Source organism: Stenotrophomonas pavanii (assembly GCF_900101175.1).
GTDB classification, from domain to species: domain Bacteria; phylum Pseudomonadota; class Gammaproteobacteria; order Xanthomonadales; family Xanthomonadaceae; genus Stenotrophomonas; species Stenotrophomonas pavanii.
The window spans coordinates 45,533-70,246 of the sequence record NZ_FNFQ01000002.1; the positions used below are offsets into that span (position 1 = coordinate 45,533).

Annotated in this window: 25 protein-coding genes; 13 read left to right on the forward strand and 12 right to left on the reverse strand. The window is 68.1% G+C overall.

Annotation, left to right across the window (positions count from 1 at the left end; all coding sequences use genetic code 11):
• Positions 1 to 67: 67 nt before the first annotated feature.
• Positions 68 to 439, forward strand: coding sequence for a DUF805 domain-containing protein (locus BLS66_RS03630; protein WP_049467709.1), 372 nt, complete (start codon positions 68 to 70; stop codon positions 437 to 439).
• A gap of 72 nt (positions 440 to 511) precedes the next feature.
• On the opposite strand, the gene BLS66_RS03635 is transcribed toward BLS66_RS03630, so the two are convergent.
• Positions 512 to 886 carry a hypothetical protein gene (locus BLS66_RS03635; RefSeq protein ID WP_049467707.1) on the reverse strand — a complete coding sequence of 125 codons (375 nt, stop codon included), beginning with the start codon at positions 884 to 886 and terminating at the stop codon, positions 512 to 514.
• A 349-nt stretch (positions 887 to 1,235) separates the two neighbouring features.
• Between BLS66_RS03635 and BLS66_RS03640 the strand changes: the two genes are divergently transcribed.
• The 9 genes from BLS66_RS03640 to BLS66_RS03680 all read left to right on the forward strand — a co-directional run bounded on the left by BLS66_RS03640 (position 1,236) and on the right by BLS66_RS03680 (position 11,404).
• A complete protein-coding gene (locus BLS66_RS03640) occupies positions 1,236 to 2,264 on the forward strand; it encodes an alpha/beta hydrolase (RefSeq protein WP_057494255.1) in 1,029 nt (342 codons plus the stop codon).
• 122 nt (positions 2,265 to 2,386) lie between these two features.
• A complete protein-coding gene (locus BLS66_RS03645) occupies positions 2,387 to 3,763 on the forward strand; it encodes a YncE family protein (RefSeq protein ID WP_074725101.1) in 1,377 nt (458 codons plus the stop codon).
• Between the two features lie 51 nt (positions 3,764 to 3,814).
• Positions 3,815 to 4,861 carry a heme/hemin ABC transporter substrate-binding protein gene (locus BLS66_RS03650; protein WP_074725102.1) on the forward strand — a complete coding sequence of 349 codons (1,047 nt, stop codon included), beginning with the start codon at positions 3,815 to 3,817 and terminating at the stop codon, positions 4,859 to 4,861.
• On the forward strand, positions 4,858 to 5,901 hold the full coding sequence (locus BLS66_RS03655) for a FecCD family ABC transporter permease (protein ID WP_049449512.1): 1,044 nt from the start codon (positions 4,858 to 4,860) through the stop codon (positions 5,899 to 5,901). The genes BLS66_RS03650 and BLS66_RS03655 overlap by 4 nt, the downstream gene beginning before the upstream one ends.
• A complete protein-coding gene (locus BLS66_RS03660; protein WP_074725103.1) occupies positions 5,898 to 6,659 on the forward strand; it encodes a heme ABC transporter ATP-binding protein in 762 nt (253 codons plus the stop codon). The genes BLS66_RS03655 and BLS66_RS03660 overlap by 4 nt, the downstream gene beginning before the upstream one ends.
• Positions 6,660 to 6,722: 63 nt before the next feature.
• Positions 6,723 to 7,472 carry a hypothetical protein gene (locus BLS66_RS03665; protein WP_074725104.1) on the forward strand — a complete coding sequence of 250 codons (750 nt, stop codon included), beginning with the start codon at positions 6,723 to 6,725 and terminating at the stop codon, positions 7,470 to 7,472.
• Positions 7,473 to 7,931: 459 nt separating this feature from the next.
• Positions 7,932 to 9,968, forward strand: coding sequence for an elongation factor G (gene fusA, locus BLS66_RS03670; protein WP_074725105.1), 2,037 nt, complete (start codon positions 7,932 to 7,934; stop codon positions 9,966 to 9,968).
• 297 nt (positions 9,969 to 10,265) lie between these two features.
• On the forward strand, positions 10,266 to 10,538 hold the full coding sequence (locus BLS66_RS03675) for a hypothetical protein (RefSeq protein ID WP_005409616.1): 273 nt from the start codon (positions 10,266 to 10,268) through the stop codon (positions 10,536 to 10,538).
• A 110-nt stretch (positions 10,539 to 10,648) separates the two neighbouring features.
• The gene (locus tag BLS66_RS03680; protein ID WP_049467690.1) at positions 10,649 to 11,404 is read left to right on the forward strand and encodes a SapC family protein; all 756 of its coding nucleotides are present in this window, start codon (positions 10,649 to 10,651) and stop codon (positions 11,402 to 11,404) included.
• Here BLS66_RS03680 and BLS66_RS03685 read toward each other — a convergent pair whose 3' ends face one another.
• The 11 genes from BLS66_RS03685 to BLS66_RS03735 form a co-directional block, all read right to left on the reverse strand.
• Complete coding sequence (locus BLS66_RS03685; protein WP_083348127.1) at positions 11,405 to 13,732, reverse strand: ATP-binding protein; 2,328 nt, start codon at positions 13,730 to 13,732, stop codon at positions 11,405 to 11,407.
• Positions 13,729 to 14,355 carry a LuxR C-terminal-related transcriptional regulator gene (locus tag BLS66_RS03690; protein ID WP_074725422.1) on the reverse strand — a complete coding sequence of 209 codons (627 nt, stop codon included), beginning with the start codon at positions 14,353 to 14,355 and terminating at the stop codon, positions 13,729 to 13,731. The genes BLS66_RS03685 and BLS66_RS03690 overlap by 4 nt, the downstream gene beginning before the upstream one ends.
• Before the next feature lie 182 nt (positions 14,356 to 14,537).
• Positions 14,538 to 15,071 carry a lipocalin family protein gene (locus BLS66_RS03695; protein ID WP_049467685.1) on the reverse strand — a complete coding sequence of 178 codons (534 nt, stop codon included), beginning with the start codon at positions 15,069 to 15,071 and terminating at the stop codon, positions 14,538 to 14,540.
• An 8-nt stretch (positions 15,072 to 15,079) separates the two neighbouring features.
• Positions 15,080 to 16,153: an SAM-dependent methyltransferase gene (locus tag BLS66_RS03700; protein ID WP_074725106.1), complete on the reverse strand. Its 1,074-nt coding sequence runs from the start codon at positions 16,151 to 16,153 to the stop codon at positions 15,080 to 15,082.
• Positions 16,150 to 16,935: a DUF1295 domain-containing protein gene (locus BLS66_RS03705; protein WP_053463177.1), complete on the reverse strand. Its 786-nt coding sequence runs from the start codon at positions 16,933 to 16,935 to the stop codon at positions 16,150 to 16,152. The genes BLS66_RS03700 and BLS66_RS03705 overlap by 4 nt, the downstream gene beginning before the upstream one ends.
• On the reverse strand, positions 16,932 to 17,477 hold the full coding sequence (locus BLS66_RS03710) for a DUF2878 domain-containing protein (RefSeq protein WP_057495041.1): 546 nt from the start codon (positions 17,475 to 17,477) through the stop codon (positions 16,932 to 16,934). Before BLS66_RS03710 ends, BLS66_RS03705 begins: the two co-directional genes overlap by 4 nt.
• Position 17,478: 1 nt before the next feature.
• Positions 17,479 to 18,738, reverse strand: coding sequence for an SAM-dependent methyltransferase (locus BLS66_RS03715; RefSeq protein WP_053505302.1), 1,260 nt, complete (start codon positions 18,736 to 18,738; stop codon positions 17,479 to 17,481).
• Positions 18,735 to 19,502, reverse strand: coding sequence for a DUF1365 domain-containing protein (locus BLS66_RS03720; protein ID WP_053505303.1), 768 nt, complete (start codon positions 19,500 to 19,502; stop codon positions 18,735 to 18,737). The genes BLS66_RS03715 and BLS66_RS03720 overlap by 4 nt, the downstream gene beginning before the upstream one ends.
• Positions 19,499 to 20,776 (reverse strand): NAD(P)/FAD-dependent oxidoreductase, encoded by a 1,278-nt coding sequence (locus tag BLS66_RS03725; protein ID WP_074725107.1) that lies wholly within the window; start codon positions 20,774 to 20,776, stop codon positions 19,499 to 19,501. Before BLS66_RS03725 ends, BLS66_RS03720 begins: the two co-directional genes overlap by 4 nt.
• A 1-nt stretch (position 20,777) precedes the next feature.
• Positions 20,778 to 21,728 carry an acyl-CoA desaturase gene (locus tag BLS66_RS03730; protein WP_049467673.1) on the reverse strand — a complete coding sequence of 317 codons (951 nt, stop codon included), beginning with the start codon at positions 21,726 to 21,728 and terminating at the stop codon, positions 20,778 to 20,780.
• A gap of 81 nt (positions 21,729 to 21,809) precedes the next feature.
• On the reverse strand, positions 21,810 to 22,577 hold the full coding sequence (locus BLS66_RS03735) for a hypothetical protein (RefSeq protein ID WP_074725108.1): 768 nt from the start codon (positions 22,575 to 22,577) through the stop codon (positions 21,810 to 21,812).
• A gap of 134 nt (positions 22,578 to 22,711) precedes the next feature.
• Here BLS66_RS03735 and BLS66_RS03740 point away from each other — a divergent pair, with 134 nt between their 5' ends.
• From BLS66_RS03740 to BLS66_RS03750, 3 genes are read left to right on the forward strand one after another with little or no spacing between them, the layout of a single operon-like run.
• A complete protein-coding gene (locus BLS66_RS03740; protein ID WP_049467672.1) occupies positions 22,712 to 23,335 on the forward strand; it encodes a sigma-70 family RNA polymerase sigma factor in 624 nt (207 codons plus the stop codon).
• Positions 23,332 to 24,006, forward strand: a complete 675-nt coding sequence (locus tag BLS66_RS03745) for a ChrR family anti-sigma-E factor (RefSeq protein WP_049467670.1) — start codon at positions 23,332 to 23,334, stop codon at positions 24,004 to 24,006. Before BLS66_RS03740 ends, BLS66_RS03745 begins: the two co-directional genes overlap by 4 nt.
• 13 nt (positions 24,007 to 24,019) lie before the next feature.
• A complete protein-coding gene (locus tag BLS66_RS03750) occupies positions 24,020 to 24,712 on the forward strand; it encodes a Rossmann-fold NAD(P)-binding domain-containing protein (protein ID WP_049467668.1) in 693 nt (230 codons plus the stop codon).
• The last annotated feature ends 2 nt before the right edge of the window (positions 24,713 to 24,714 follow it).

A 24,714-nucleotide genomic window follows, 5' to 3' on the forward strand; every position in this document is an offset into this window, starting at 1 on the left:
GACGCTGCATTGTTCCCGCCGCCGGTCTTTGGCACACTGCGCGGCCACTTTTTCAAGGATCGATGCCGTGCAGGAAATGATTCTGCCGTTGAAGCGTTACGCCCAGTTCGAGGGTCGTGCCAACCGTCGCGAGTACTGGATGTTCCAGCTGTTCCTGTTGATCGTATCGGCCGTACTGATGGTGCCGCTCGTTGCCGGGCTGGTGATGCAGTCCGACGTCCTCGGCATTGCGTCGATCATCCTGTTCGTCGTGTTCTGGCTGGCCACCGTGCTGCCGGTCATCGCGGTGACCGTCCGTCGCCTGCATGACTGCAACCAGTCGGGTTGGATGTACCTGCTGGCCTTCATTCCGTTCGGTGGCCTGGTGATCTTCGTATTCGCGCTGCTGCCGGGCACGCCGCAGGAGAATGCATACGGTCCGGTGCCTTCGGGACCGTGACACGGCGCGAGTCGAGCGCGCCTCGACGCTACAGGGCAGCAGAATGAAGCCGGCATTTCGCCGGCTTCGTCTTTACTTGATGGTGCAGTCGCCAAAGGACAGGTAGTCGGTGCCCGAGCTGAACTGCAGCGTGCAACTGGCGGTGAACGTCGCGCCTTCTTCCAGCGCGCCCAGCTTGGCCGCCTGCTGTTCGTCGTCGCTGGTCAGCCGGGCCAGCACATTGCCCTGGTCGTCGCCGGCCTCGATCAGTGGCTCGCCCGCCAGGTTGCTGGAAACGCTCAGGGCTACGGCAGTGAATGTCACCGTCTGGTTGAGCTGGTCCATGCCCAGTGACGAATTGCCGGCTTCTTCAAAGGCCTGGTAGAGCGTTGGCAGGTCCTGTGCGGCATGGGCAGCCAGCGGTGCAAGCAGGCCGAGGGAAAGGGCGATCAGGGCGGTGCGCTTCAAGGTGTTCTCGCAGTCACGGGATCCATTCCCGTGGGTGGTGGTGACCTCCGCGTCATTCGCGGAGGATGGTCGGCAGATCCACGCCACGCGTGGAGGCGGGCAGCCATGGACAGGGCGCGGCCGATGGCTCGATCCCCCATCCATCCGCAGCCCTGCGAGGGCGGGGCGCTCCTGCGCCCCGGCGCCTGGGAAAATAGTGGATCCGGTGTTTCCAGCGCAACCGGGAAAATGAACACATCGCGCGCGTGATACACAGCGTGACGTTTGATCGATGTGATAATCATTCGCGTTTAAGGTAGACTGCGGTTCCCTGTGAACCGGCGGCCCCGTGCCGCGTCTGCCGCCGCTGATGAAGCATTTCGTCCCGCCTTCGCGCCGTGGTCCGCTGGCCCGCGGCCTGGCCGCCCTGATGATGGCTCTGCTCCTGGTCACCTCGTACGCCCATGCCCAGCAGCGCAATCCGCTGCAGACGATCGGCCATACCGTGCTCGACGAGCCGGCGATCAGCTATCGCTTCGAACATTTCGTGGTGGACAGCCCGGACCAGCAGCGCCGTTGGCGGGTGAATCTGGCGATCCCGGTCAAGCCTGGCAAGGCGCCCTCGCCGGTGCTGTACGCACTGGATGGCAATGCGGTGGCCATGGTGCTGGACCAGCCGTTGCTGGCCGAACTGGCCGCGCGCAAGGCGCCACCGGTGCTGGTGCTGATCGGCTACGACAATGAACTGCGCATCGATTCCAAGGCGCGCACCCGCGACTACACCGCGTGGATCGACCGTGCCGACGACGAGGGCGGCACAACCCAGGCGGTCGGCGGTGGTGCTGCGGCCTTCCTGGATGTGATCGAACGCCGCATCAAGCCCGAGGTCGAGCGTCGCGCACGCATCGATACGCAGCAGCAAGCGCTGTGGGGGCACTCGCTGGGCGGGTTGTTCGTGCTCCATGCGCTGTACACGCGTCCCGCCGCCTTCCAGTCCTATCTGGCGGCCAGCCCCTCGCTGTGGTGGAGCCAGGGTGCGGCGCTGGGTGATCCGGAACAGCAGTTCGTGCAGAACGTGCACGGCCAGCAGGCCAACCTATGGCTGATGCTGGGCGGCGCCGAACGCGTCGGCGATCGCGGCAAGCGTGACCTGACCAATCCGCGCGTGGTGGCGCACCTGCGCCGTATCGGTGGCGCCACGCCGGACGCGGCAATGCAGTTGGCCGAGCGCTTGGGCAAAGTGCCGGGCCTGAGCGTGCGCTACCGGGAATTTCCTGGCCTGGGCCATGGCCCGATGCTGCCCGCCTCGTTCCACGCGGCGCTGCACGAGCTGTACGGCGTAACCGACCGTAGTACCAGCGATGGCGCACCCAATGGCGGTGACAACGCCGCCGAGTGAGCCGACCCGCACGCGATGCCGTGCGATCCCACCACCCAGGCGAGGCTGCCGGCGTGCAGCGGCCCAGGCAACCGATGAATCCCGCGCCACGTGGCGCGGCCTACGTGTGCAAGGAGCCTGCCATGTCGTTCCGTCCGTCTTTCCGTCTTACCACTCTTGCTGCCGGCCTGCTGCTGGCGGTGACCGCCACCGCGCAGCCGGTGTTCGACCAGCCGGCCAAGGCTACCTTCAAGGGTGAGGTCGTCTCACGCGGTGAGAACGTGGTTCCCGGCAGCACCGCCGACGTGGTCGGCCGTGGTTTCGTGCCGGGCCAGAAGGTCAGCCTGCTGCGTGGCGACAGCGTGCTCAACGCACAGCCGCTGGTGGTCGATGCCGATGGCAACTTCAAGACCCAGCTGAGCATTCCGACCGACGCGGTGCCGGGCACCCACCCGGTGGTGGTGCGCGCCAGCCAGCCGGCCGCAGCCACGGTGCTGAAGCTGCGCGTGTCGCCGCAGCTGCCGCTGTCCGGCCAGGCGCAGTTCGCCACCCGGTCCAGCAAGCTGGTGCCGGGCCTGTACCAGTCCGCCTACAGCGCCGCCAGCAATGCGCTGTTCGTGACCTCGGCGGTGGGGCGCCCGCCGGTGACCCAGTCGCAGCTGCTGAAGCTGGACCCGACGTCTCTGAAGGTGACCCGGGCGATCACCCCGGCGCAGGTGCCGGGCAACACCCATGGTGCGGTCTACGCGGTTTACGGTGTGGGCGTGGATGACACCCACGGCAATGTCTGGGTCACCAATACCCGCCAGAACTCGATCGCGGTCTATCGCCAGAAGGACCTGTCGCTGGTCCATCAGTTCCCGGCCGACACTGTGCCGCACGCGCGCGACGTGGTGGTCGATGGCACCCGCGGCAAGGTGTTCGCCTCGGCCACGGGTGAAGACCACCTGTCGGTGTTCGATGCCAGGACTTTCAAGGAACTGCCGCCGGTGACGCTCGAATCCGGCGTCGATGACGGCACGTTCACCCCGATGAGCCTGGTGCTGGATGAGAAGGGCGGCAAGCTGTTCACCGTCAGCATCGGCACGCCGGAAGCGGCGGTGATCGATGTGGCCAGCGGCAAGGTCGAGAAGGTCATCGACCTGGGCAATTCGATCAGTGCCTCGGGCGTGGCCTTCGACGCGGCACGCAACCGCCTGTACGTGGCCTCCCAGGGCACCGACAACCTGCTGATCGTCGATGTGGCCGCAGGCAAGGTGCTGCACGACGTGCCGGTCGGCGCCGGCGCGCTGAACGTCGCCTTCGATGATGCCTCCGGCCTGGCCTACGTCAGCAACCGGGGCGCCGGCACGGTCACCGTGGTGAATGGTGACGGCAAGGTGGTTGCCAACCTCGATGGCGGCACGCTGCCGAACCATGTCCGTGCCGATGGCAAGGGCAACGTGTTCGCGGTGAACAAGTCGCGTGGCGCCGAAGATCCGAAGGGTGACCGCATCACCCGCATTACCCCGAAGCAGTAAATCACAGGGCGGGGCGGCCTGCACGTCGCCCTGCCAGCAAGGAGAACGAGCATGAACATCGCGTCCCGTCTGCGCCTGTGTGCGCTTCCGTTGGCTGTTTCGCTGGCGCTGGCCGCCTGTAGCGGTGCGTCGACACCGCCTGATGGCCACAAGGCCGCCGAGCCGCCCGCCGCAACCGCCGCTGCGGACACCGCGTTGCCGGCAGGCTGGCAGCGCGTGGCCGGTGCCGAGATGCCGGCGGTGCATGACCAGAAGGCGGTGCTGCCGGCCAAAGTGCATTCCGATGACGGCGCCGATATCGAGGTGACCGATACCCGCCGGATCATTGCCGGTGGCGACGACGTCATCGCGGTGATCGAAGCACTGGGCCTGGGCACGCAGGTATTCGCCGCGCCGACCAACACCACCACCCAGGCCGGCCTGGCCGCGCCGCACCAGTTCCTGTTCAACCGCACCACCGGCGTGGAGGGCGTGCTGAGCCTGCAGGGCTCGCTGTTCCTCGGCAACAGCCTGCGCCGCCACACCGAGCTGGCGAAAAAGCTGCGCGAGGTGGGCGAGCCAGCGGTGGTCATCGATGACCTGCAGCCGGCGCCGGACAAGGTGCGCAAGGTCGCCGCCGCACTAGGGCTGGCCGAAGCGGGGCAAACACTGGCCACGCAGGTGCAGCGCCAGCTCGACGAGGCTGCAGCGATTGGCAAGGGCCTGGGCCATGCGCCACGACTGATCCACGTCTCGGCCACCGGCGCTGGCGGCTCGCCTACTGTTGCCGGTGCCGACAGCGCGTCGGCGCAGCTGATCGCCCTGGCCGGCGGCATCAACATCGGCACCGAGGCCGGCGTGAAGAACTACTCGCAGCTGAGCAACGAGGGCGTGGTCGCGGCGGCACCGGAAGTGATCCTGGTGACCGAGCATGACCTGCAGCTGTTCGGCGGTGCCGAAGGCCTGTGGAAGGCCTACCCGACGCTGAAGCAGACCCCGGCCGGGCAGGCCAATCGGGTCTGGGTGATGCCGGATGTGCAGCTGAAGTACACCAGCGTGGGTTCTGGTGCGGGCGCGCTGGCGCTGGCCAAGGCCCTGGCGGCGTTGCCCAAGGCATGAGTCCGGCGGATCGGCGCCGCCGTCGCGGGCGGGCGATGTTGATGGTGGCGTTGCTGGCACTGCTGGGGGCAGTGCTGGCGTCGTTCGCCGTGGGTCCGTTGCGGTTGCCGCCGCTGGAGGTGATGCAGGCGCTGGCGGTGAAGCTGGGCCTGCTTGACCCACAGGCGGTCAGCAGTCGCGACCTGGCCGTGGTCTGGCAACTGCGTATTCCGCGTGCCCTGTTGGGCGCAATGGTGGGTGCATCGCTGGCGATGGCCGGTGCCAGCCTGCAGGGGCTGTTCGGCAATCCGCTGGCGGACCCCGGCATCGTCGGTGTCAGCCAGGGTGCTGCGCTGGGGGCGGTGGCCGCCATCGTGCTCGGCGCTGCCGGTGCGGCCGGTTGGCTGGTGCCGGTGGCGGCGTTCGCCGGCGGTGCGCTGGCGATCGGCCTCACCTACGCACTGGCCCGGCCCGGCAAAGGTTCGGGCAACGCGACGCTGTTGCTGGTCGGCATCGCGATGGCTGCATTCTGCTCGGCGCTGATCGGTTTCCTCACGTACATTGCCAGTGAGAGCGAGCTGCAATCGCTGGTGTTCTGGCAGATGGGCTCGCTGGCGCGCGCCAACTGGGCCGATGTGGCAGCCGTGGTGCCGTTGTTTGCGATTGGCGTGTTTGCGCTGCAGCGGCTGGCCACGCCGCTGGACATGCTGGCACTGGGCGAGCGCCAGGCACAGCACCTTGGGCTGGATGTCACCCGCACGCGACGTCGGCTGGTGGCGTTCAGTGCGCTGCTGGTGGGCGCAGCGGTGGCGTTTGCCGGCTCGATCAGTTTCGTTGGCCTGGTGGTGCCGCACGTCGCGCGCCTGCTGGTCGGCCCCGGGCATCGCTGGTTGCTGCCGTTGTCCGGCCTGCTGGGTGCGCTGCTGATCGTGGTGGCCGACACCGCTGCACGCACGCTTGATCCGCCCGCGGAGATTCCGCTGGGCTTGTTCTCGGCCGCGTTGGGCGCACCGTTCTTCCTCTGGCTGGTGCTGCAGCAGCGCCGCAAGGCGGCGCCATGAGCGTGCTGCTGAAGCTGCACGAGGTGGTGGTGCGCCGCCAGCAGCGCGAGATCCTGCATGGCGTCTCGCTCGCGTTCGAGCCGGGCACGGTGACCGCGCTGGTTGGCCCGAACGGCGCAGGCAAGTCAACGCTGTTGGCGGTGGCTGCCGGTGATCTGCGTGCCGACGTGGGTGAGGTGAGCCTGCTGGGCAAGCCGTTGGCCAGTTACAAGGCGGGGCCGCTGGCACGCGAGCGCGCGGTGATGCCGCAGGAGCATGGCGTGCGCTTCGCCTTCAGCGTGGAAGAAGTGGTGGCGATGGGACGGTTGCCGCATCCGCCGGATCCGCGTGTGGACGATGCACAGGTGGAAGCTGCCATCGATGCCGCCGAACTGCAGGCGCTACGCCTGCGCGAAGTACAGCAGCTGTCCGGTGGCGAGTCCGCCCGGACCACGTTCGCGCGCGTGCTGGCGCAGGACACGCCGCTGCTGTTGCTTGATGAGCCGACCGCCGCGCTGGATCTGCGCCACCAGGAGCGCACGCTGCGCAGTGTGCGTGCCTGTGCCGAAGCCGGTGCGTGCGTGATCGTGGTGCTGCACGACCTCAACCTGGCCGCCGGCTATGCCGACCGCATCGTGCTGCTGGAGCAGGGCAGGGTGGCGGCCGATGGCACGCCGCTGCAGGTGCTGACCGAAGACAACCTGCAGCGGGTTTACCAGCAGGATGTGGTGGTGCTGGAGCATCCGCGGCGCGGGGTGCCGTTGGTGGTGGTGACATAGGCCGGATCTGCCGCCGTCGCCGCGTATCATGTCCGGCCGGTATTCCCTCAATGGACTGATGCAATGATCTGTAGCATTTCGCGCGGCACTGTGCTGGCCGTGTTGGCTGGCTTCGCAGGCGCTGCGACTGCGGCTTCCACCTCGCCGGTTTCGCTGACCGATGCAGCGGAGAATGCCTCGCTGATCGAGATCCGGCATTCCGCTGGCGCGGGCTCCCCTGTTGCGTCCATCCGGACGCAGTACTTCGCCAACGAGGAAATGTCCGTGAGCTGGGACGACCAGCAGGTGCTGGTGCTTTGCAAGGAGGCGGCGTACCTGCAGATTCCCCCTGCCAAGCTCAAGGCCGCTGCGTTGAGCACCGAGCAGCGGCAGATGATCGTCTACCAGGCGCTGATGTCCGGCCTGGGCGCCGTCGCGGGCGTGGTCGGCCCGGCGGGCGAGGTGGTGGCGGTGGCGTATGACGGAAGCGAGACCCGCAGCGTTGGCGAAAACCCTTGGGCGTACGGTATCGAGCGCTACGACGTCACCACCCAGCGCATGCCGGGCGGCGCGCTGCGCGTGCATTCCCGCAAGACCGCGACCGTGAACACAACGCCCCCCGCGAGCCCGGACGACACGTTCAGCACCGAGGATGACCAGGCGGCACGCCTGTCCGAACTGGCCCCGGTCGGTAGCTGGACCGAGGTGGTGATCCATGCCGGCCCACGGCTGCCGCACATGGACCCGGCGACGTCGCTGAAGGGGTGGATGTCGATGGGTGATGACCAGGCGGCGACCGTGGCCGAGGCGCGCACGCTGCACGGCTGCAAGTAAAGGCTGAGAGGGGTCAGATCCCTTTGCCGTCGCAAAGGGATCCGACCCTGATGCCCGCCGGCCTCATCGTTCCATCTGTGTGTGCAATATTCACTTGCGCGCCAGATTGGCAGGTCTACAATGCGCGCCATGAACCGGATGCCGCTCCTGAAGTTTTTCACCCTGACCCGCGCAAGCGCGGAACGGGCGTGTCTGCCTGGAGCCCCACGAGGCCGTTGAAGCGGCCATCGCTGGACCTTCGACAGAGCGCCCTCCGGGGCGCTCTTTTCGTTTTTGATTCTTGCACTCGACTAATTTCCCGCGAGTCGACTAACAGTCGACTCTACCCAGCCGACGCTACCCAGTACCGCAAAGGAGAACGTGCCATGCACCAGATCGCCGAGACCGAACGCTAGCCGCGCACCCTGTCGCCAACCGGGGTGCGCGGCCCCCGAAGTTGGCTTTGCAGGAACCTTTCTCATGAACACCCAAGTCCTTTCCCGCCGTCGCAACCTTGGCATCATTGCCCACATCGACGCCGGCAAGACCACGCTGACCGAACGCCTGCTGTGGAAAAGCGGCGAGATCCACCGCGTCGGCGAAGTACACGACGGCAACGCGACCACCGACTTCTCGGCGATCGAGCGCGAACGTGGCATCACCATTGGCGCGGCCGCCGTGCAGGCGCAGTGGGCGCCGCGCGACCTGCCGCCGCATCGGCTGACCCTGATCGACACCCCTGGCCACATCGACTTCGCCATCGAGGTCGAGCGTTCGCTGCGGGTACTCGACGGCGCCGTGGCCGTGTTCTCGGCCGTGGATGGCGTGCAACCGCAGTCCGAAACCGTGTGGCGCCAGGCGCGTCGCCATCGCGTGCCGCTGATCGCCTTCGTCAACAAGATGGACCGCGTCGGCGCCTCGTTCGAGCGCGTGCTGGAGCAGCTGCAGGACAAGCTGCAGGCACGACCCTGGGCGCTCGGCGTTCCGCTGGGCAGCGAAAGCGGCTTCAACGGCTGGGTCGACCTGGTCGACGAGCGTGTGCTGCAGTGGCAGGACGGTGCGGCCGCGTCCATCACCGCGTGGGACGACGCGGCGCGTGCGCAGTGGCAGCCGCAGCGCGATGCGCTGGTCGAAGCCGTGGCCGATCACGATGAGCAGCTGGCCGATGCCTGGCTGGAAGGTCGCGTGATCGATGCCGGGGTACTGCGCGCGGCGATCCGCCGGGCGACGCTCGCCGGTGCGGGCGTGCCCGTGCTGGCCGGTGCCGCGTTCAAGGACAAGGGTATCGAGACGCTGCTGGACGCTGTGGTCGATTACCTGCCGTCGCCGCTGGATCGCCCTGCCGTCAGCGCCGAAAGCGATGACGGCGAGGTGGTACTGCCGCCGGACCCGGACGGTCCGCTGGCCGGCCTGCTGTTCAAGATCACCCACCAGCAGCACGGCGCGCTGAGCTTCGTGCGGCTGTACTCGGGCAGCTTGAAGGTGGGCGATGCGGTGGCCAGTTCGCAGCATCCGCAGGGTCGGCGGGTCAGCCGGCTGGTGCGGGTGCAGGCCGACCAGACCCACGACATCGACCAGGCCGTGGCCGGGGACATCGTCGCGGTGCTGGGCTGGAAGGATGCGGTCAGCGGTGAAACGCTGAGCGGTTGCGCACGCCCGCTGCGTCTGGAGAACATCCAGGCCCAGGCGCCGGTGCTGGCCTGGCGCCTGGAGCCGGCGCGTGCGGCGGACCTGATCCGGATGGCGCAGGGCCTGGCCAGCCTGGCCCAGGAAGACCCCTCGTTCCGTGTGGAAACGGACCGGGAAACGGGTGAAACCCTGGTCTGGGGCATGGGCGAGCTGCACCTGGAAGTGATGGTCGAGCGCCTGCGCAGCGAATGGAAGGTCGATGTAGGCGTGGGTGCGCCACGCGTGGCCTACCAGGAGACGCCGATGCGCCCGATGACCGGTGTCGTCGGGCGGCTGGTCAAGCAGACCGGCGGCCAGGGCCAGTTCGCGCACGTGGTGCTGGACGTATCGCCGCGCGAGGACGACCAGGTGGTGTTCAATGACCGCATCGTCGGTGGCGTGGTGCCGCGCAGCTTCATCGCGGCGGTGGAGAAGGGCGTGCGGGCTGCGCTGTCGGAAGGCCCGCACGGGCATCCGGTGGTGGGTATCGAGGTCACGCTTGTGGATGGCCAGACCCATGCGAAGGACTCGTCGGAGATGGCGTTCCATCGTGCAGGTGCCGAGGCGATCAAGGCGGCGCTGGCCGAGGGTGGCACGCAGCTGCTGGAGCCGGTGATGGCGGTGACGGTGCATTCGCCGTCGGCGTCGGTGGGTGACGTGGTCGGCGACCTCAACCGTCGCCATGGCCGCATCGCCCGCATCGAGGACCAGGACGGTCGCGCCGAGGTCAGCGGCTTCGCACCGCTGGCGCAGCTGGTCGGGTATACGACCTCGCTGCGCTCGCTCAGCCAGGGACGCGCGAGCAGCGAGGCCCACCTGCATGGCTACGAGCCGGTACGCGCGGCATGAGCAAAGTGAGGGGAGCCCGTTCACGGGCTCCCTTTTTTCTGTGCGTCCAGATTTCCGTATCCACGCATGGCGTGGATCTGCCATGTGCTGGCGGGTTTCCGCATCCACGCATGGCGTGGAGCTGCCGGGTGACCGGGTCGTGAGCTCTGCAGCAGATCCATAGGATGCGTGGAGGGAGTGCTGGCGGCGCGATTTTTGCACTGCATCGCAACAAAAGTGCAGAAAACGCTGGATTAAAGTGATGCCTCACGATAAATTGCGCACCCCCCGTTGCTCGCCGCCGCCCGCACCCTGCCCATGCGTGATGACAAAGACCCCGGAACCCTGGAGCTGACCCTGCCGCGCAAGCGCGGTCGTCCGCCCAAGTTCGGGTACGCGATGAGCGACGCGCAACGGGCCGCGCGCTACCGTGCGCGCAGGGCAGGGCAGGCCAACCACGCCGACGTCCGCTCCTGCAGCGACATGGTGCTGCTGGACAAGATCCGCGCCGCAGTGAGCGCGCGCGACACCGAGCTGGCCGGATTCCTGGTCCACGTACTCTGGCAGCGCTATCCGTTGCAGCTGAAATAGTTTGCCGGCGGGGTGGCCGTTGTCATCGTGCTTGTTGATAATGCGGGATTCAGGTTGTTCCCGCTGGCGTGCCCGGGATGGCAGGCGCGCATGATCGAACGGTTCCCAAGATGACCACCACCAGCGACACCACCACCGAAGCGGCGCCGAGCGGCGCTCCCCTGTTCTATACCCGTCCGGTGCCGCTGCAGGCCGATGTGCACGCCGATCTGCGCATCCTGCCGGGCAAGCTCGAGTTCGCCGCCGGCAACAACGCCATTCCGCTGGTGCTGGGCGAGTTCTCGCTGGCGCTGCACCACTTCCCGATCCTGTTCGCCGGCCCGGGTGCGGTCCCGATGGCTGCGGTGGGCGTGTCCGACCAGAACCTGTTCATCAAGGACGGGCTGTGGGAAGACGAGGCCTATATCCCGGCCTATCTGCGCCGCCACCCCTTCATCTTCATCGACACCGGCGCGGACAATGACTTCCTGCTGGGCATCGACGAGGAAAGCCCGCGCGTGGTAAAGGGCGGCGAAGAAGGCCAGCCGCTGTTCGTTGACGGCAAGGCCACCGAGATGGTGCAGCAGGCGCTGGAGTTCTGCGGCCAGTACACCCGCGAACACGAACAGACCCTGGCCTTCTCCAAGGCCCTGACCGACAACGGCCTGCTGGTCGAGCGCAACGCCACCGTGCGGACCCCGGATGGCCGCGAGTTCAACCTCAATGGTTTCCTGGTCGTGGACGTCGAGAAGTTCGTTGCGCTGCCGGAAGCGACCGTGGTCGAGTGGCACCGCAGCGGCTGGCTGGCGCTGATCCACCAGCACCTGATGTCGCTGGGTCGCTTCAATGACCTGACCCGTCGCCAGGTCGAGCGCCTGGCGGCCTGATCACGGCACCTGCAGGGTTCCCGCACCGCGGGAACCCTGTCCGGCCTGCAACAGGTCCAGCAGACGACGTGCGCCGGCCCAGTCCGGCGCTGCGTCATGTGCCAGATCGACCAGCTGCGCAGCGAGGGGCGCCTGCGCGTGTCGCCCCAGCATCTGCAGCGTGCCCTGCAGGCGATGCGCGTGGTGGCCCAAGCAGGGTGCGTCGGCGCGGCCGATGGCCTGCGCGATCTTCTTCAGCTCTTCGCGGACATCCGCGTCATAGGCCGCATCCATTGCAGCCACCGGCGGCACTGCATCCAGCCCCTCCGGCGCCGCAATACCGAGCGCAGCCAGCAGTTGGGCAGCGCGCAGTGGCTTGGTCAGCACCGCGTCGAAGCCCGAGCGGCGGCAGCGTGCGCGGTGACGGCGGCCGGTGCGCGCCGACAGCGCGATCAGGCGCGGCGGTTGCCAACCCTGGCGGCGCAGTTCGCGCGCCAGCGCATGGCCATCGACGCCACGCAGGCCGATATCGATCAGTGCGGCAGCGCGGGGCTGGCGCATCTGTTCGGCCAGAGCACTGGCCGCATCCTCCAGCGCACATACCTCTGCACCCCAGCGCTGCAATTGCGTGGCAAGCACGTGGCGATTGAGCGCATGGTCCTCGACCAGCAGCAGCCGCACGCCGGCCAGCGGCGTACCGCCGACGGGCATGTCCTCGACGTCCTCACCGCTGCCCGCCGGACCGGTCGGCAGGCGCAGGATGAAGCGGCTGCCGCGCCCCAGCACGCTGTGCACGGTCAGGTCGCCTCCCATCGCACGGGCAAGCTCGCGCGCGATGGAGAGCCCCAGGCCCGTTCCGCCGCGCTGGTGGCCGCCGCTGCCCTGCTGGAATGGCTGGAACAGCGTGGCGACCTGGGCCGGCTCGATGCCGATGCCGCTGTCGATCACCTCCAGCAGCAGTTCCCGCGGCCGCGCGGCGGGCGTGAGCTGCAGGCGCAGCTCGATGCCGCCGACGTCACTGAATTTCACCGCGTTGGCCAGCAGGTTGCTGGCGATCTGGCGCACGGCATCGGCATCCACCAGGACGAGGGTCGTCGCGGTGGAAGGCGCATCCAGATGCAGTGTCAGGCCCTTGCGCTGCGCCTGCGGCCGGATCGCCTCCAGCGCCTGCCGGCAGACCTGGGCAATATCACAGGGATGCGCATGTGGCTTGAACGCCCCGCTGGCCAGGCGCGAAAAATCGAGTGCGCGGTTCAGCAGGCCGCGCAGTGATTGGCTGGCATGGCTGGCAGCCGCAAGCAGATCGCGCTCGCCTTTGCGCAGGGGCGATTGTCCCAGCAGCTCGATCGAGGTCAGCACGGCCTGCGCCGAATTGCGCATCTCGTGGCTGATGACCCCGATGGCCTGCGCGCTGCGCCGGTCGCCGCTTGCCTGCCGTTGCCGGAACATGCGCCACAGCAACGGCAGGGCGATCAGCACGGGCGCCAGCAACAGCCAGCCGCGCGGGGGCGCTGACCACATCCAGTCCAGGGCGCTCCCGGCCGCCGCAGGCAGCGTCTGTCCGGCCCAGAGATGGAGCAGTCCGGCATGCTCCTCCAGCGTGATCTGCCGCAATGCCTGGTCGATGCGCTGGAGAAGCTGCTGGTCTTCCTGGCGGACGAGCAGGTACAGGTCGGTGGAAAATCCGCTGTCGAATGGCTGCAGGCGCAGGCGTCCGTTGAAGTGGCGACGGACCAGCGGGCGCAGTGTCGACTCGATGCCGATCGCCATGTCCGCCAGCCCGGATTCGACGGCCGCCAGCGCTGCGTGCCGGTCAGGCATCTGCATCAGCCGGATCTGCGGATGATGCGCGCTCAGCCAACCGGCGTAAGGCCCGCCTTCAACGACCGCGATGACCTGCCCGTCGAGCTCGCCCATCTGCCGTGGCAACCACTCGCCTGCGCGCCCGGCCACCAGAGTGGCGCCGCCGCGGAAACGGCCGGAGGCGGCGAGGCCGGGGCAGGCCAGCGACAGGTGTCGCGCGCCGTCGAACACCATGACCAGGTCGGCGTCGTGGTGGCACACGGCGAGGATCGAGGCGGCGGTCGTCGGATAGGGATGCTCCAGGAAGCGGAGCTGGGCGTGCCGGGCGACGAGGTTGGCGTAGCCATGGGCGAGCGTGGGCGGCGCTGTCGCATCGATCAGCGTCGACGGCACCGGACGCAGCGAGGGAGCGGTGGCCACCCGCACGCTGCTGCCCGGCAGCCAACGCGGCGAGCGGATGTCTTCGGCCGACGCTGCGGGCAGAAGCAGCAGCGCCAGCAGGCCGATGGACAGCAGGCGCCGGCGCAACGGTGCCTGGCGGGTCACGGCGATTCCATCCGTTCGCGCAGCGCATAGATTTCCACATCGCTGCGCAATCCCAGCTTGCGCAGTACGGCGACCTTCTGGGTACTGACGGTCTTGATGCTGCGGTGCCGGCGCAGCGCGATCTCGGACACGGTCAGGCCCTGCAGCAGCAGGCCCAGCACCTCGCGCTCGTTGCGGCTGAGCTCGCCGCGATCGCCGGCCAGCCGGACGTCCGGCGGCACCCGCAGCAACCCCTGCGACACGCGTACAATGGCATCCGACAGGGCGGCAAGCGGTTCGGCCTTGCTGACGAATCCGTGGAGCCCGGCATCGATCAGGCTATTGAGGTTGGTGGTGGGCGAGAGCGTAGCGAACGCCAGCAGCGACGTGCGCGGGAAGTCCCGGCACAGCAGCGATACCAGCTCGATGCTGCACAGATCGCCGCGGGCCAGCGAGAGGTCGATGACCGCCACATCCACCGGCGTGCAGCGCAGGCTGTGGATCAGGTCGCTGCTGCAGCCATGGCTGACGACGATGTCGAAGCGGAGGTCACCGGAGAGGTGCAGGGCGGTACCGCGGCGGACGACTTCATGGTCGTCCAGAAGCGCCAGCCTAAGCCGACGCGGTGCAGGAAATCCATTCATGCGCGGGAGGTGGTCGGCGCCCGTGGGCGTGGCCGCCATTCTGGCGCCGCTGTCGCGTCGAACATCGAATTCGTTGCGTTTTTACGACTATTCCTAAAGATCGATGGCTCTGATCCATCGATCCTTGTTCATTCATGAGCGCTACCTATCGTCAGGGCGGCGCAACACGCGTGAAACGCGACCTAGCGCACCGACTGCGGCACGCGCCGCAGCTTCCCGGTGTCGTAACCCATGGCCGCAATACGCTGCACCGCCTGCTGGTAGTCGCGCTCTGACACCTGTGGTGTCCGTGCCATGAACCAGACATAGTCACGCTTGCTGCGCGCGACGATGGTCTGGCCATAGTCATCGTCCAGCCAGGCGATCACATACTCGGCCTGGATCGGCCAGATGAACTGCATGCCCCAGATCGCGCCGTTGCCCTCCTTCTCGACCCGTCCGATGGGGTGCATCGACTTCTGCGGGGCATCGAAACTGCCCTTGCGATAGGTGAACGTGGTCTGGATGCGTCCATCCGGTTTCAGCGCATAGCTTTCCACGGCGTCGAAGGCCTCGCGCTCGGGCCATGATGGAATGTGGGCAATGACATACCAGTCGCCCATGAAGCGCGGCACCTCCACCGAGGGCGGGCGGGGCAGGGGTCGGGTCTCGCTGGAACTGCAGCCGGAACCGAACAGGCTCAATGCCAACAGGGGAAGCAGCGAACGGATGTGCATGTCACACCTCAGCGGGGACGGAACAGGTAATGGGCAACCAGCCATTGCTGGCCGTCGTCGTAGCCGAACAGCTCGGCACAGGCCATCCAGAACATGCGCCAGCGCTGCCACCAGATCTTCGCGGCGGCCTGGCCGTAGGTCGCGACCAGCACCGGCATCACCGCCTCGCGGGATGCATCCTGGTTGGCCAGCCAATGGTCGGCCGTGCGCTGGTAGTGGGTGCCGTCCAGCAACCAGCGCTGGTCAAGCCGCAGGTCGCGCTGGAAATGCAGCAGCGTGTCGGCCGCCGGCATCAGGCCGCCGGTGAAGAAATGGCGGCCCATCCAGTTGTCGCCGCCCTCGGTCTCGAACGGGTACATCAGCGTGCGGTGGGCGAAGATGTGCACGAACAGGGCGCCGTCGGGCTTCAGCCACTGGCCGATGCGCGCCAGCAGGCGCTCGTAGTTGCGCACATGCTCGAACATTTCCACCGAGACGCAGCGGTCGAAGCGTGCGGCGGGCAGTTCAAGCTGGTTGACGTCGCGGGTGATCACCTCGACGTTTTGCAGTCCCCTGGCCTGGCACTGCGCCATGATGTGCTGGCGCTGGCTGTGCGAGTTGGACACGGCGGTGATTGCTGCGTTGGGATAGCGCTCGGCCATCCACAGGGTCAGCGAACCCCAGCCACAGCCCAGTTCGAGGATCTGCTGGCCATCGGCCAGCTCGGCGCGCTGGCCGTACAGCGCAAGCATGGCCTCCTCGGCCTGGTCCAGCGTCTCGCGCCCGGTGGGGTAGTAGCAGCTGCTGTACTTCAGGCGCCTGCCCAGGCAGGCCTGGAAGAACGCCGCCGGAACTTCGTAGTGCTGGCGGTTGGCTGCCTCGGTATGCAGCGCCAGCGGGCTGTCGGCCAGCTCGGCGATGCGATGGCTGAAGCGCGCGGACTGGGCCTCGATGCCGCCCGCCAATTCCTCATGCAGGCGCTGCGCGCACAGGCGACGGATGCCGGCACGCAGCGCCGCATCGGGAACCAGTCCGCGTTCGGCCCAGGCGATCAGCCCGGTTTCCGCATCGTCGGCCGGGTTCAGTGACGGGATCGCGTTCATGCGGAATGCTCCTTGGAAGAATGGGGAAACCAGGGAAAGAACATCGGGGTGCTGCGCTGGTAGGCGCGGTAGTCGTCGCCACGGCTGCGAAGGGCCTGCTTTTCAGTGAACGGAACACCGCTGAGGTAGCGCAGGAACACGTACATCAGCAGCGGGCCGGTCCACGCCAGCCACCACAGCGGTGAGCCGACGGCGAGCAGGACGTAGCTGAACCAGTGCAGCCACTCGAAGAAGTAGTTGGGGTGCCGCGAATAGCGCCACAGTCCCTCACGGCAGGTGCGGCCCTTGTTTGCCGGGTCCGCGCGGAAGCGGGCAAGCTGGCGGTCGGCCAGGGCCTCGCCGCCGACGCTCAGCAGCCACACCAGGCCTGCGCCCACGATCCACCCGGTCACGCCGGCCTGCGGGTTGGATGCCACGGCGACGAAGGGCAGGGCGAACAGCAGCACCAGCAGCGCCTGCGCCATGAAGAAGCCGAAGATCTTGCCCTGATGGCCCTGCCAGTGTTCGCGCAGGTAGCGGTAGCGGCCGTCTTCCGGTTCGCTGCGCACCCTGTGCCACAGGTGCAGGGCCAGCCGGCTGCCCCACAGGCCACCGAGCACGCCCAGCGCAACCCGCGGCACCAGCGCGCCTTCGCCGAGCAGCGCCAGCAGCACGGCCGACACCGCCACGCCCTTGGCCCAGAGCACGTCGACCACGCCGATGTTCTGCCGGCGGCGCTGCCACGCCCAGCCCCAGCTCATCATCAGCACGGAGTACAGCAGGACCCACAACAGGTGACTCATGACGGTGCTCCGGCCAGCGGGGGTGAGGGGGTGCGTGAACCGCGGCGGGCGCACTGGCACAGCAGCGACAGCGCAATGCTCCAGCCTGCGCCCAGCACCAGCAGGCCTTGCCAGGCCGGCGCCGTGAACTGCACCGCATCGAACCCGCGCGCCGCAGACAGATAGGCCAGCGGCGCCAGCAGCAGGCCGAACACGGCCGGCAGGACCGGGTGGCGCTGCAGGAAGCGCATCGAGGTGGTCAGCGTCATGGCAAAGGCAGCCCACAGCGCCAGGATCCACGGTGGCGGCGCCCAGCCGAGTGGCGCGGCGGCATAGCGCACGGTGCCGCTGGCGGCGGCGCTGGCATCCACCAGCCAGGCGCAGGCCAGCGCGAGCACCATCAGTCGCAGGTCCAGCCGCGGATGCGGCGAGGTCAGCAGCTGGCTGCCGATGTAGAGCGACGCCGCCAGCAGCGCCGGCCACTGCCAGCCGCGTCCTGCTCCCGCCACGGCACACAGCCAGACCAGCTGGTTGCCAAGCAGATTGGCCCAGAACCGGCGCATGTCAGCCGGCCCGGCCCGCTGAGAGGGCTGGCCGATGCGCAGGGCGAGCGAGCAGCAGGTGCGAGACGCCGATCGAACGCTCGAGGAACCCGCCTTCGCAGTAAGCCAGGTAGAACTCCCACATCCGGCAGAAGCGGGCGTCGAAGCCCTGCGCCTGCACGCTCGGCAGCTGCGCCAGGAAACGCTGCCTCCAGGCCCGCAGCGTCAGTGCGTAGGAGTGCCCGAAGTCCTGCTGCGCGATCAGCTGCAGGTCGCTGGCACGGGTCTTGGCCGCCAGGATCGCATTGATCGACGGAATGAAGCTGCCGGGGAACACATAGCGCTTGATGTAGTCGACGCTGCGCCGGGCCTGCTCGTAGCGATGGTCCTCGATGGTGATGGCCTGCAGCAGGGCCACGCCGTCCGGCTTCAGCAGCCGCTGCAGCGTGGCCATGTAGGTGTCCAGGTACTCCGCGCCGATGGCTTCGATCATCTCGATCGAGACCAGCTTGTCGTACTGGCCCTGCAGGTCGCGGTAGTCCTGCATCAACAGCGTGACGCGGTCCTGCAGGCCGGCGGCGCGCACGCGCTCGGCGGCCAGTGCATGCTGTTCGGCAGAAATCGTGGTGGTGGTGACATGGCAGCCGTAGTGCTGCGCCGCATGCACGGCAAAGCCTCCCCAGCCGGTGCCGATCTCGACCACGCGGTCGCCGGGCTTCAGCGCCAGCTGTTGGCAGATGCGGTCCAGCTTGCGCCGCGACGCCACCTCCAGCGGTTCGTCTTCGTCGTCGAACAGGGCCGAGGAATACATCAGGTCCGGCGACAGGAACAGCGCGAAGAAATCGTTGCCGAGGTCGTAGTGCGCGGCGATGTTGCGGCGGCTGCCTTCCCGGCTGTTGCGGCGCAGGCGGTTCCAGCCGCGCAGCAGCCAGCCTCCCACGCGCGCCGGCCCGTGTTCCATGCCGTCGAGCAGATCGCGGTTGCGCACCAGCAGGCGGATCAATGCCACCAGATCGTCGCAGTGCCACTCACCCTGGATGTAGCTTTCACCTGCGCCGACGCTGCCCTGCGCTGCGACCTTGCGGTAGAACGCCGGGTCATCGATGGTGACCGTGACCTGCAGTTCGCCGCGCGCATCGCCCAGCCAGACTTCGCCGAGCGCGTCGCGCACGCACAGGCGGCCGTCGCGCAGCGGCGCAAGCTGGGCCAGCAGGCGGCGTCGCAGGAATGCATCCAGCGCGCCGGGGCGCGGCAGCGCGACCGAAGGAGTGATCGAATTCATCGCGGTTTCTCGGCAAGGGTGGGGTGGTCGTGCACGGGATTGCGCTTCAGCCACAGGCGCAGTGCGTGCCAGTGGATGGCGGCCACCACCTGGGTGGTCATCAGTGGATAGCAGGCCAGGACACGGGCCAGCCCGCGACCGTCGATGGCGTGCCGCTGCATGGTCTGGGTGGCGTCGAACTGGCGCACGCCGTCGCGCCAGACCTGCATGTGCACGCGCAGGTCCGCATCGGGACGGTTGAACCGCCAGTCGTAGTGGCAGTCCATGGGCATGAACGGTGACACATGGAAGCGCTTGTCGAACTGCCAGCGCAGGGAGCTGCCTTCGTCTGTGGCGGTGGCCGCCGGCAGCACATAGGCGTGCCGCTCCTTCCAGGGCGTATTGGTGATTTCGGCAACGATGCAGTCCAGCGTGCTGCCATCGGCTTGGTAGCAATAGTAGAAGCTGACCGGGTTGAACACGTGGCCGGCAAAGCGCAGATGGGTGAGCAGGCGTACCGGGCCGGCGGGCCGGTAGCCCAGGGTCACCGCGGCATGGTCGCGCACCGCATCGGCCAGCGGCTGAGCGGGATCGCCGAAGTAGTCGCTGCGCCGGAACTCGGCCAGGTTGCGGCGGTTGACCGACCACAACCAGCGCCCGGCGAACACCGTATCGAGTTCATCCAGATCGAGCAGCAGCTGCGCGATCGGGTAACGGAACGCATGCGGGTGCGGGTGATGCCGGCGGTGCATCACCTGCCCGAAGTAGAGGGCACTGGCGCTCATGCGGCGACCTCGTCCGCGGCCGACGCCTGCCGGTGCGATACGCAGGCCCGCAGCGCGTCCACCACCCGGCGGGCGCTGCGGATGCCGTCCTCGTGGAAGCCCCAGCCCCAGTAGGCGCCTGCGAACCAGGTATGGCGGCGACCCTGCACCTCCGCCCAGCGCTGTTGCGCGCGGACTGCGGCGTGGTCGTGGACCGGGTGCGCGTAGTGAAGGGTGCGCAGCACCCTGGCCGGATCGATTGCCTCGGTACGGTTGAGCGTCACCACCAGCGGCGTGTTGCCGGGCAGGCCCTGCAGCAGGTTCATGCAGTAGCTGACCGTACAGGGTGAGGTGGGGTCCTCCGGCACGTGCGCGTTCCACGCCGCCCATGCCTTGCGGTTGCGCGGCAGCAGCGATGCATCGGTATGCAGCACGGCTTCGTTGGATTGGTAGCGGATCGCGCCCAGCACCTCGCGCTCGCCGGCGTCAGCATCGGCCAGCAGGGCCAGCGCCTGGTCGCTGTGGCAGGCCAGGATCACCTCGTCGAACGCTTCCACGCCGGCCGCGCTGTGCACGCGCGCGCCCCAGGGCATGCGTTCGACCGCCGTGACCGGGCACTGCAGCCGCTCATGCACCCGCCAGCGGCGGCGCAGCGCATCCACATAGCGTGCCGAGCCGCCCTTGACCACGCGCCAGCTCGGGCGCCCGGTCATCTGCAGCATCTGGTGGTTGGCCATGAACTGGGCCAGGTAGCGGGCCGGGAAGTCCCGCACGGTGGCCGCAGGCGAAGACCACAGTGCCGAGGCCATCGGCAGCAGGTGCTCTTCGATGAAGACCTCGCCATAACGCTGACGGTGCAGGTACTCGCCGAGCGTCGGGCCTTCGGGTTCGGCCAGCAGCAAGGGCGCATCCCGATAGAACCGGCGCAGATCGGCCAGCATGCCCCAGAAGCGCGGGGAGACCAGATTGCGGCGCTGGCAGAACAGGCCGTCCAGCGACGTCGCGTTGTATTCCACGCCGCTGCGCTCGCTGTGCATGGAGAAGCTCATCGTGGTCGGCTGCGAGGCCACGCCCAGATCTTCAAACAGCGCCGTCAACAACGGATAGTGCTGCGGATTGAAGACGATGAAGCCGGTGTCCACCGCCATGGCGGTGCCATCCACCTGCACGTCGTGGGTGTGGGTGTGCCCGCCCAGGTAGTCGTTGGCCTCGAACAGGGTGACGTCGTGCTGGCCATCCAGCCACCAGGCGCTGGCCAGGCCGGCGATGCCCGAACCGATGACGGCGATGCGCATGTCAATACCTCGCCTTGGCCAGCACCCAGTCGGGGATCGGCTTGAGTCCTTTGACCAAGCCCAGCGCCGCCATCGCACGCAGGCCGTACCAGGTCAGGTCGATTTCCCACCAGCGGAAGCCCTGGCGGACCGTGCCTGGGAAGAAGTGATGGTTGTTGTGCCAGCCCTCGCCGAAGGTCAGCAGCGCCAGCCAGAGGTTGTTGCGGCTGTCGTCGCGGGTTTCGAAACGGCGGCGGCCGAAGCGGTGCGCCAGCGAGTTGATGGTGACGGTGGCGTGGAAGAGCACCACGGTGGAAATGAAGAAGCCCCACACCAACAACTGCGGGCCGGAGGTGTGCAGGCCCGGGGCCCAACGTTCCAGTCCCGCGCCCAGCGCGTACAGCGCTGCAGCCAGTACGACCGGCACGGCGGTGTCGAAGCGGTCCAGCCAGCGCAGCTCCGGGTAGCGCGCCAGGTCGGGTACCCGCGACAGGTCGGTGGCAAAGGCCTCGCGCGTCAGGAACCAGCCCATGTGGCTCCGCCAGAAGCCGCCCTCGCGCGGCGAATGCGGATCAAGCGGCTGATCGGCGTGCCGATGGTGATGGCGATGATGGGCGGCCCACCACAGCGGCCCGCGCTGCACGCTGGAAGCACCGATCACCGCGAACACGAACTGCACCGGCCGCGATGCCTGGAACGTGCGGTGCGAGAAGTAGCGGTGATAGAACGCGGTGATGGCGAACATGCGCACCGCGTAGAGAGCGGCTGCGACGATCACCGCGGTCCAGGAAATACCCACCCAGATCACCGCGATGCACGCCAGGTGCATCAGTGCGAACGGTACCGCGCGCACCCAGTCGATCCGCCCGGGGCGTTCATCCGTGACCTCCGCAGCGTTGCCGGTATCGATCCAGCGCTGCAGGGTGCGCAGCAGGCGCCAGCGTCGACGGGGAAGGGGCGCTACAGAGGCCATGGCGGATCTCGGCGGGTTTCGTGTCTTCCTCTACGCGGCAGAAGGCACACTGGATGCGGAGCGCGGCAGGAAATTTCGATTTCACCTGGCCGTAACGGCGCAGCGATCTGTCAGCGGCTGTGCCCAGGCCTGCTGCCAGTCGCTGGCGGGGCGACCCGCCGCTGCGGCGATGAAGCGCACCGTCACCTGTGGGTAGGCGCCGCGTTGATCGCGCAGGTTGCTGGTGCCACGGAACTCGAGCAGGCGCTGGTCTGCGCTGGCATACACCAGCGCAAGGCGTGGCGCGATGCCGCCGTACCAGGTGTCCAGGCTGACCTCGATCGACTGCGCATCGATCCCCTGCCAGCGCTGCGGGCCGGTGCGCCTTACCTGTACCGGGAAGTAGCGCTGCCGGGCTGGGACCAGGAAGGGCAGGGTCACACGCTCGCCGCGCATGAGCGCCTGCCAATGCAGGCGCACCGCCGCGTCGAACCCTGCGTCGATGACCGCGCCCGTCGGCAGGTCGAGCTCGCGCTGCACCGGCGGGCTGCCGGCATCCTCCTTCCACGCGATCGAGACCCTGCCGCTGGCGGCCTCGACTTCGGCCTTCTGGCCGCTGCGCCGGTCCTCCAGGGTATAGCCGCGCGCCTGTGGGTTCGCGCTGGCCGGCAGGTGCTTGCGGGCGAAGGGCCGCCCGTCCGCGCACTGGTACATCACCCAGCGCTCGGCCCCCTCGGCCGCATCGCGTCGCCAGTGCACCTCGCGGTAGAGCAGGTCGCCGCGCGCCGACGTTGCTACCCCCTCGCTTCGCAGCCAGGGCGCGGCCAGCGCGACATGGGGCAGGCACAGCAGCAGCCAGGCGGTACGCATCGCGTTCATCCGGAAAAGGAGGGCTGAGGTCATACGGCGGGGATGGGCGGTTGGATGCGCCTGCAGCGGCTGCATCCAATCACGGCCCCCGCGCGTACAGAGGACAGACCTTCACCCGCCCGCCGCGAACGCCGATGTACCCTGACGCCGCCAGCCACCCCCTCAACTTCGATACCGCACGCATCGTGTCCAGTTCCCAGCAGCCGAGCAGCGAGCCGACGAACTGGGCCGGTGACATGGACGGCGTGGCGCGTCTTCGCGACCGCGACTGTTTCATGCGCATCTATGATTACTTCATGCCGCGGCTGTGCGTGTATCTGCGTGGCCTGGGCGTGCCTGACGCGGTAGCCGAGGAGCTGGCGCAGGAAAGCCTGTTGCGCCTGTGGCTGCGGGCGGCCGATTTCGATCCGGCGCAGGGCGCGCTGAGCACATGGCTGTATCGCATCGCCCGTAACCTGCACATTGACCGCATCCGCCGCGAGCGCAGCTGGATGCAGGTGCAGGCAGCCGTGGAGGACGCAGCAACCCTGGACGTGATCGAACGCAGCAGCGCCGAACAGTTTGCCGACCAGGCCCGGCTGCGCCAGCGCATCAACGAACTTCCCGCCGTGCAGGCGCGCCTGGTGCGCATGTCCTATTTCGAGGCCAAGAGCCACAGCGAGATCGCCGAGGCGATCGGCATGCCCTTGGGCACGGTCAAGTCGCATCTGCGGCGCGCGTTCCTGCAGCTGCAGGCCAAGGTGGGAGGTGCGCTGTGAACCCGCATCACCACCTGCACGAATCGACATTGATGAGCTATGCCGCAGGCGCGCTGCCCGCGCCACTGAGCGTGGTCGCGGGTGCGCATCTGGAGCAGTGCCCGCACTGCCGCCAGCGCCTGCGCGAGGCCGAGGCGATCGGCTCGGTGCTGCTTGAGCAGACCCAGCCGCCCGCGCCTGATCCGCGCCGCGAACAGCTGCGCGAGGCCATGCTGATGCGACTGGCCACGGAAACGCCGATCACCCTGGCGGCAGCTGCTCGCCCGGCGCCGAGCGAGCGGCCCGAGGCCGATCCGGACCACCTGCCTGCCTCGCTGCACCCCTATTTCGGTGCGTCGCTCAGCGGGCTGCGCTGGCGCTGGATGGCGCCGGGCGTGCATTGCATCCGTGCCGAGCAGATGCCTTCGCTGATCATGCTGAAGATCGCCCCGGGCAAATGCCTGCCGATGCACAGCCACGGGCGCAGCGAGCTGACCCAGATCCTGCGTGGCTCCTACAACGACGCGCTGGGACTGTTCGCACCCGGCGACGTGGCAGACCTGGATGAAGACGTGGAGCATCAGCCGGTGACCGCGCCGGGGGTGCCGTGCATCTGCGTGTCGGCGCTGGATGCTCCGCTGGTGTTCAGCGGGTGGCTGGCGCGCAAGATCCAGCGGTTCGTGAAACTCTAGCGCGGCCCTGGCCATGGCTCAGGCACGGACATTGCGGATTCTCCTGACCGGCGCTGCAGGCCTGGTGGGGCAGGGCGTTGCCCTGGCCTGCCAGCGCTCGCCGCAGGTTGCCGGCCTGACCGCGCTGGTGCGGCGCCCGGGCAGCCTGCGCGGGCCCGGCAGCGAACGGGTCGTCCCGGATTTCCTGCACATCGACGCGCAGCGTGATGAACTGGCCGGGTACGACGCATGCTTCTACTGTGCCGGTGCGCCACCGGTCGGCACTGCCGAGGCCGAGTACCGGCGCGTGACCCTGGACACCACACTGGCAGTGGCCCGCGCCTGGGCTGCGGTGAATCCGCAGGGGTGCTTCCTGTATGTCTCCGGCGTAGGCGCGGACCCGCAGAGCCGGCTGATGCCGCTGCGGGTCAAGGGCGAGACCGAGGTGGCGTTGCAGGCGCTGCCGCTGCGCGCGGTGATGCTGCGTCCGGGTGGGGTCAGGCCGGTGCCGGGGACCGGTACCCGGCATGCCGTGCTGAAACCCCTGTACTGGGGCGGCGCACCGTTGATGAAACTGGCCGGTGTGCTCGCGCCCTCGCTGATGACCAGCAACCTGGCGCTGGGCATGGCCATGATCGCCCTGGCCGGAAGAGAAAACCCGCCGGCCACCATCGAGTGCGCGGATATCAACCGGATCGCGGCGGGCGTGCGCGATCCGTCCGCCTGACC

Excerpts from the sequence above, each read along its gene's own strand:
- BLS66_RS03750 (WP_049467668.1), top strand. The coding sequence starts at position 24,020 with ATGGCTCAGGCACGGACATTGCGGATTCTCCTGACCGGCGCTGCAGGC.
- BLS66_RS03720 (WP_053505303.1), bottom strand. The coding sequence starts at position 19,502 with ATGAGCGCCAGTGCCCTCTACTTCGGGCAGGTGATGCACCGCCGGCAT.
- BLS66_RS03690 (WP_074725422.1), bottom strand. The coding sequence starts at position 14,355 with ATGAATGGATTTCCTGCACCGCGTCGGCTTAGGCTGGCGCTTCTGGAC.
- BLS66_RS03715 (WP_053505302.1), bottom strand. The coding sequence starts at position 18,738 with ATGAATTCGATCACTCCTTCGGTCGCGCTGCCGCGCCCCGGCGCGCTG.
- BLS66_RS03660 (WP_074725103.1), top strand. The coding sequence starts at position 5,898 with ATGAGCGTGCTGCTGAAGCTGCACGAGGTGGTGGTGCGCCGCCAGCAG.
- BLS66_RS03645 (WP_074725101.1), top strand. The coding sequence starts at position 2,387 with ATGTCGTTCCGTCCGTCTTTCCGTCTTACCACTCTTGCTGCCGGCCTG.
- BLS66_RS03655 (WP_049449512.1), top strand. The coding sequence starts at position 4,858 with ATGAGTCCGGCGGATCGGCGCCGCCGTCGCGGGCGGGCGATGTTGATG.
- BLS66_RS03695 (WP_049467685.1), bottom strand. The coding sequence starts at position 15,071 with ATGCACATCCGTTCGCTGCTTCCCCTGTTGGCATTGAGCCTGTTCGGT.
- BLS66_RS03700 (WP_074725106.1), bottom strand. The coding sequence starts at position 16,153 with ATGAACGCGATCCCGTCACTGAACCCGGCCGACGATGCGGAAACCGGG.
- BLS66_RS03650 (WP_074725102.1), top strand. The coding sequence starts at position 3,815 with ATGAACATCGCGTCCCGTCTGCGCCTGTGTGCGCTTCCGTTGGCTGTT.
- BLS66_RS03725 (WP_074725107.1), bottom strand. The coding sequence starts at position 20,776 with ATGCGCATCGCCGTCATCGGTTCGGGCATCGCCGGCCTGGCCAGCGCC.
- BLS66_RS03730 (WP_049467673.1), bottom strand. The coding sequence starts at position 21,728 with ATGGCCTCTGTAGCGCCCCTTCCCCGTCGACGCTGGCGCCTGCTGCGC.
- BLS66_RS03735 (WP_074725108.1), bottom strand. The coding sequence starts at position 22,577 with ATGCGTACCGCCTGGCTGCTGCTGTGCCTGCCCCATGTCGCGCTGGCC.
- BLS66_RS03710 (WP_057495041.1), bottom strand. The coding sequence starts at position 17,477 with ATGCGCCGGTTCTGGGCCAATCTGCTTGGCAACCAGCTGGTCTGGCTG.
- BLS66_RS03665 (WP_074725104.1), top strand. The coding sequence starts at position 6,723 with ATGATCTGTAGCATTTCGCGCGGCACTGTGCTGGCCGTGTTGGCTGGC.
- BLS66_RS03740 (WP_049467672.1), top strand. The coding sequence starts at position 22,712 with ATGTACCCTGACGCCGCCAGCCACCCCCTCAACTTCGATACCGCACGC.
- BLS66_RS03705 (WP_053463177.1), bottom strand. The coding sequence starts at position 16,935 with ATGAGTCACCTGTTGTGGGTCCTGCTGTACTCCGTGCTGATGATGAGC.
- fusA (WP_074725105.1), top strand. The coding sequence starts at position 7,932 with ATGAACACCCAAGTCCTTTCCCGCCGTCGCAACCTTGGCATCATTGCC.
- BLS66_RS03675 (WP_005409616.1), top strand. The coding sequence starts at position 10,266 with ATGCGTGATGACAAAGACCCCGGAACCCTGGAGCTGACCCTGCCGCGC.
- BLS66_RS03640 (WP_057494255.1), top strand. The coding sequence starts at position 1,236 with ATGAAGCATTTCGTCCCGCCTTCGCGCCGTGGTCCGCTGGCCCGCGGC.
- BLS66_RS03680 (WP_049467690.1), top strand. The coding sequence starts at position 10,649 with ATGACCACCACCAGCGACACCACCACCGAAGCGGCGCCGAGCGGCGCT.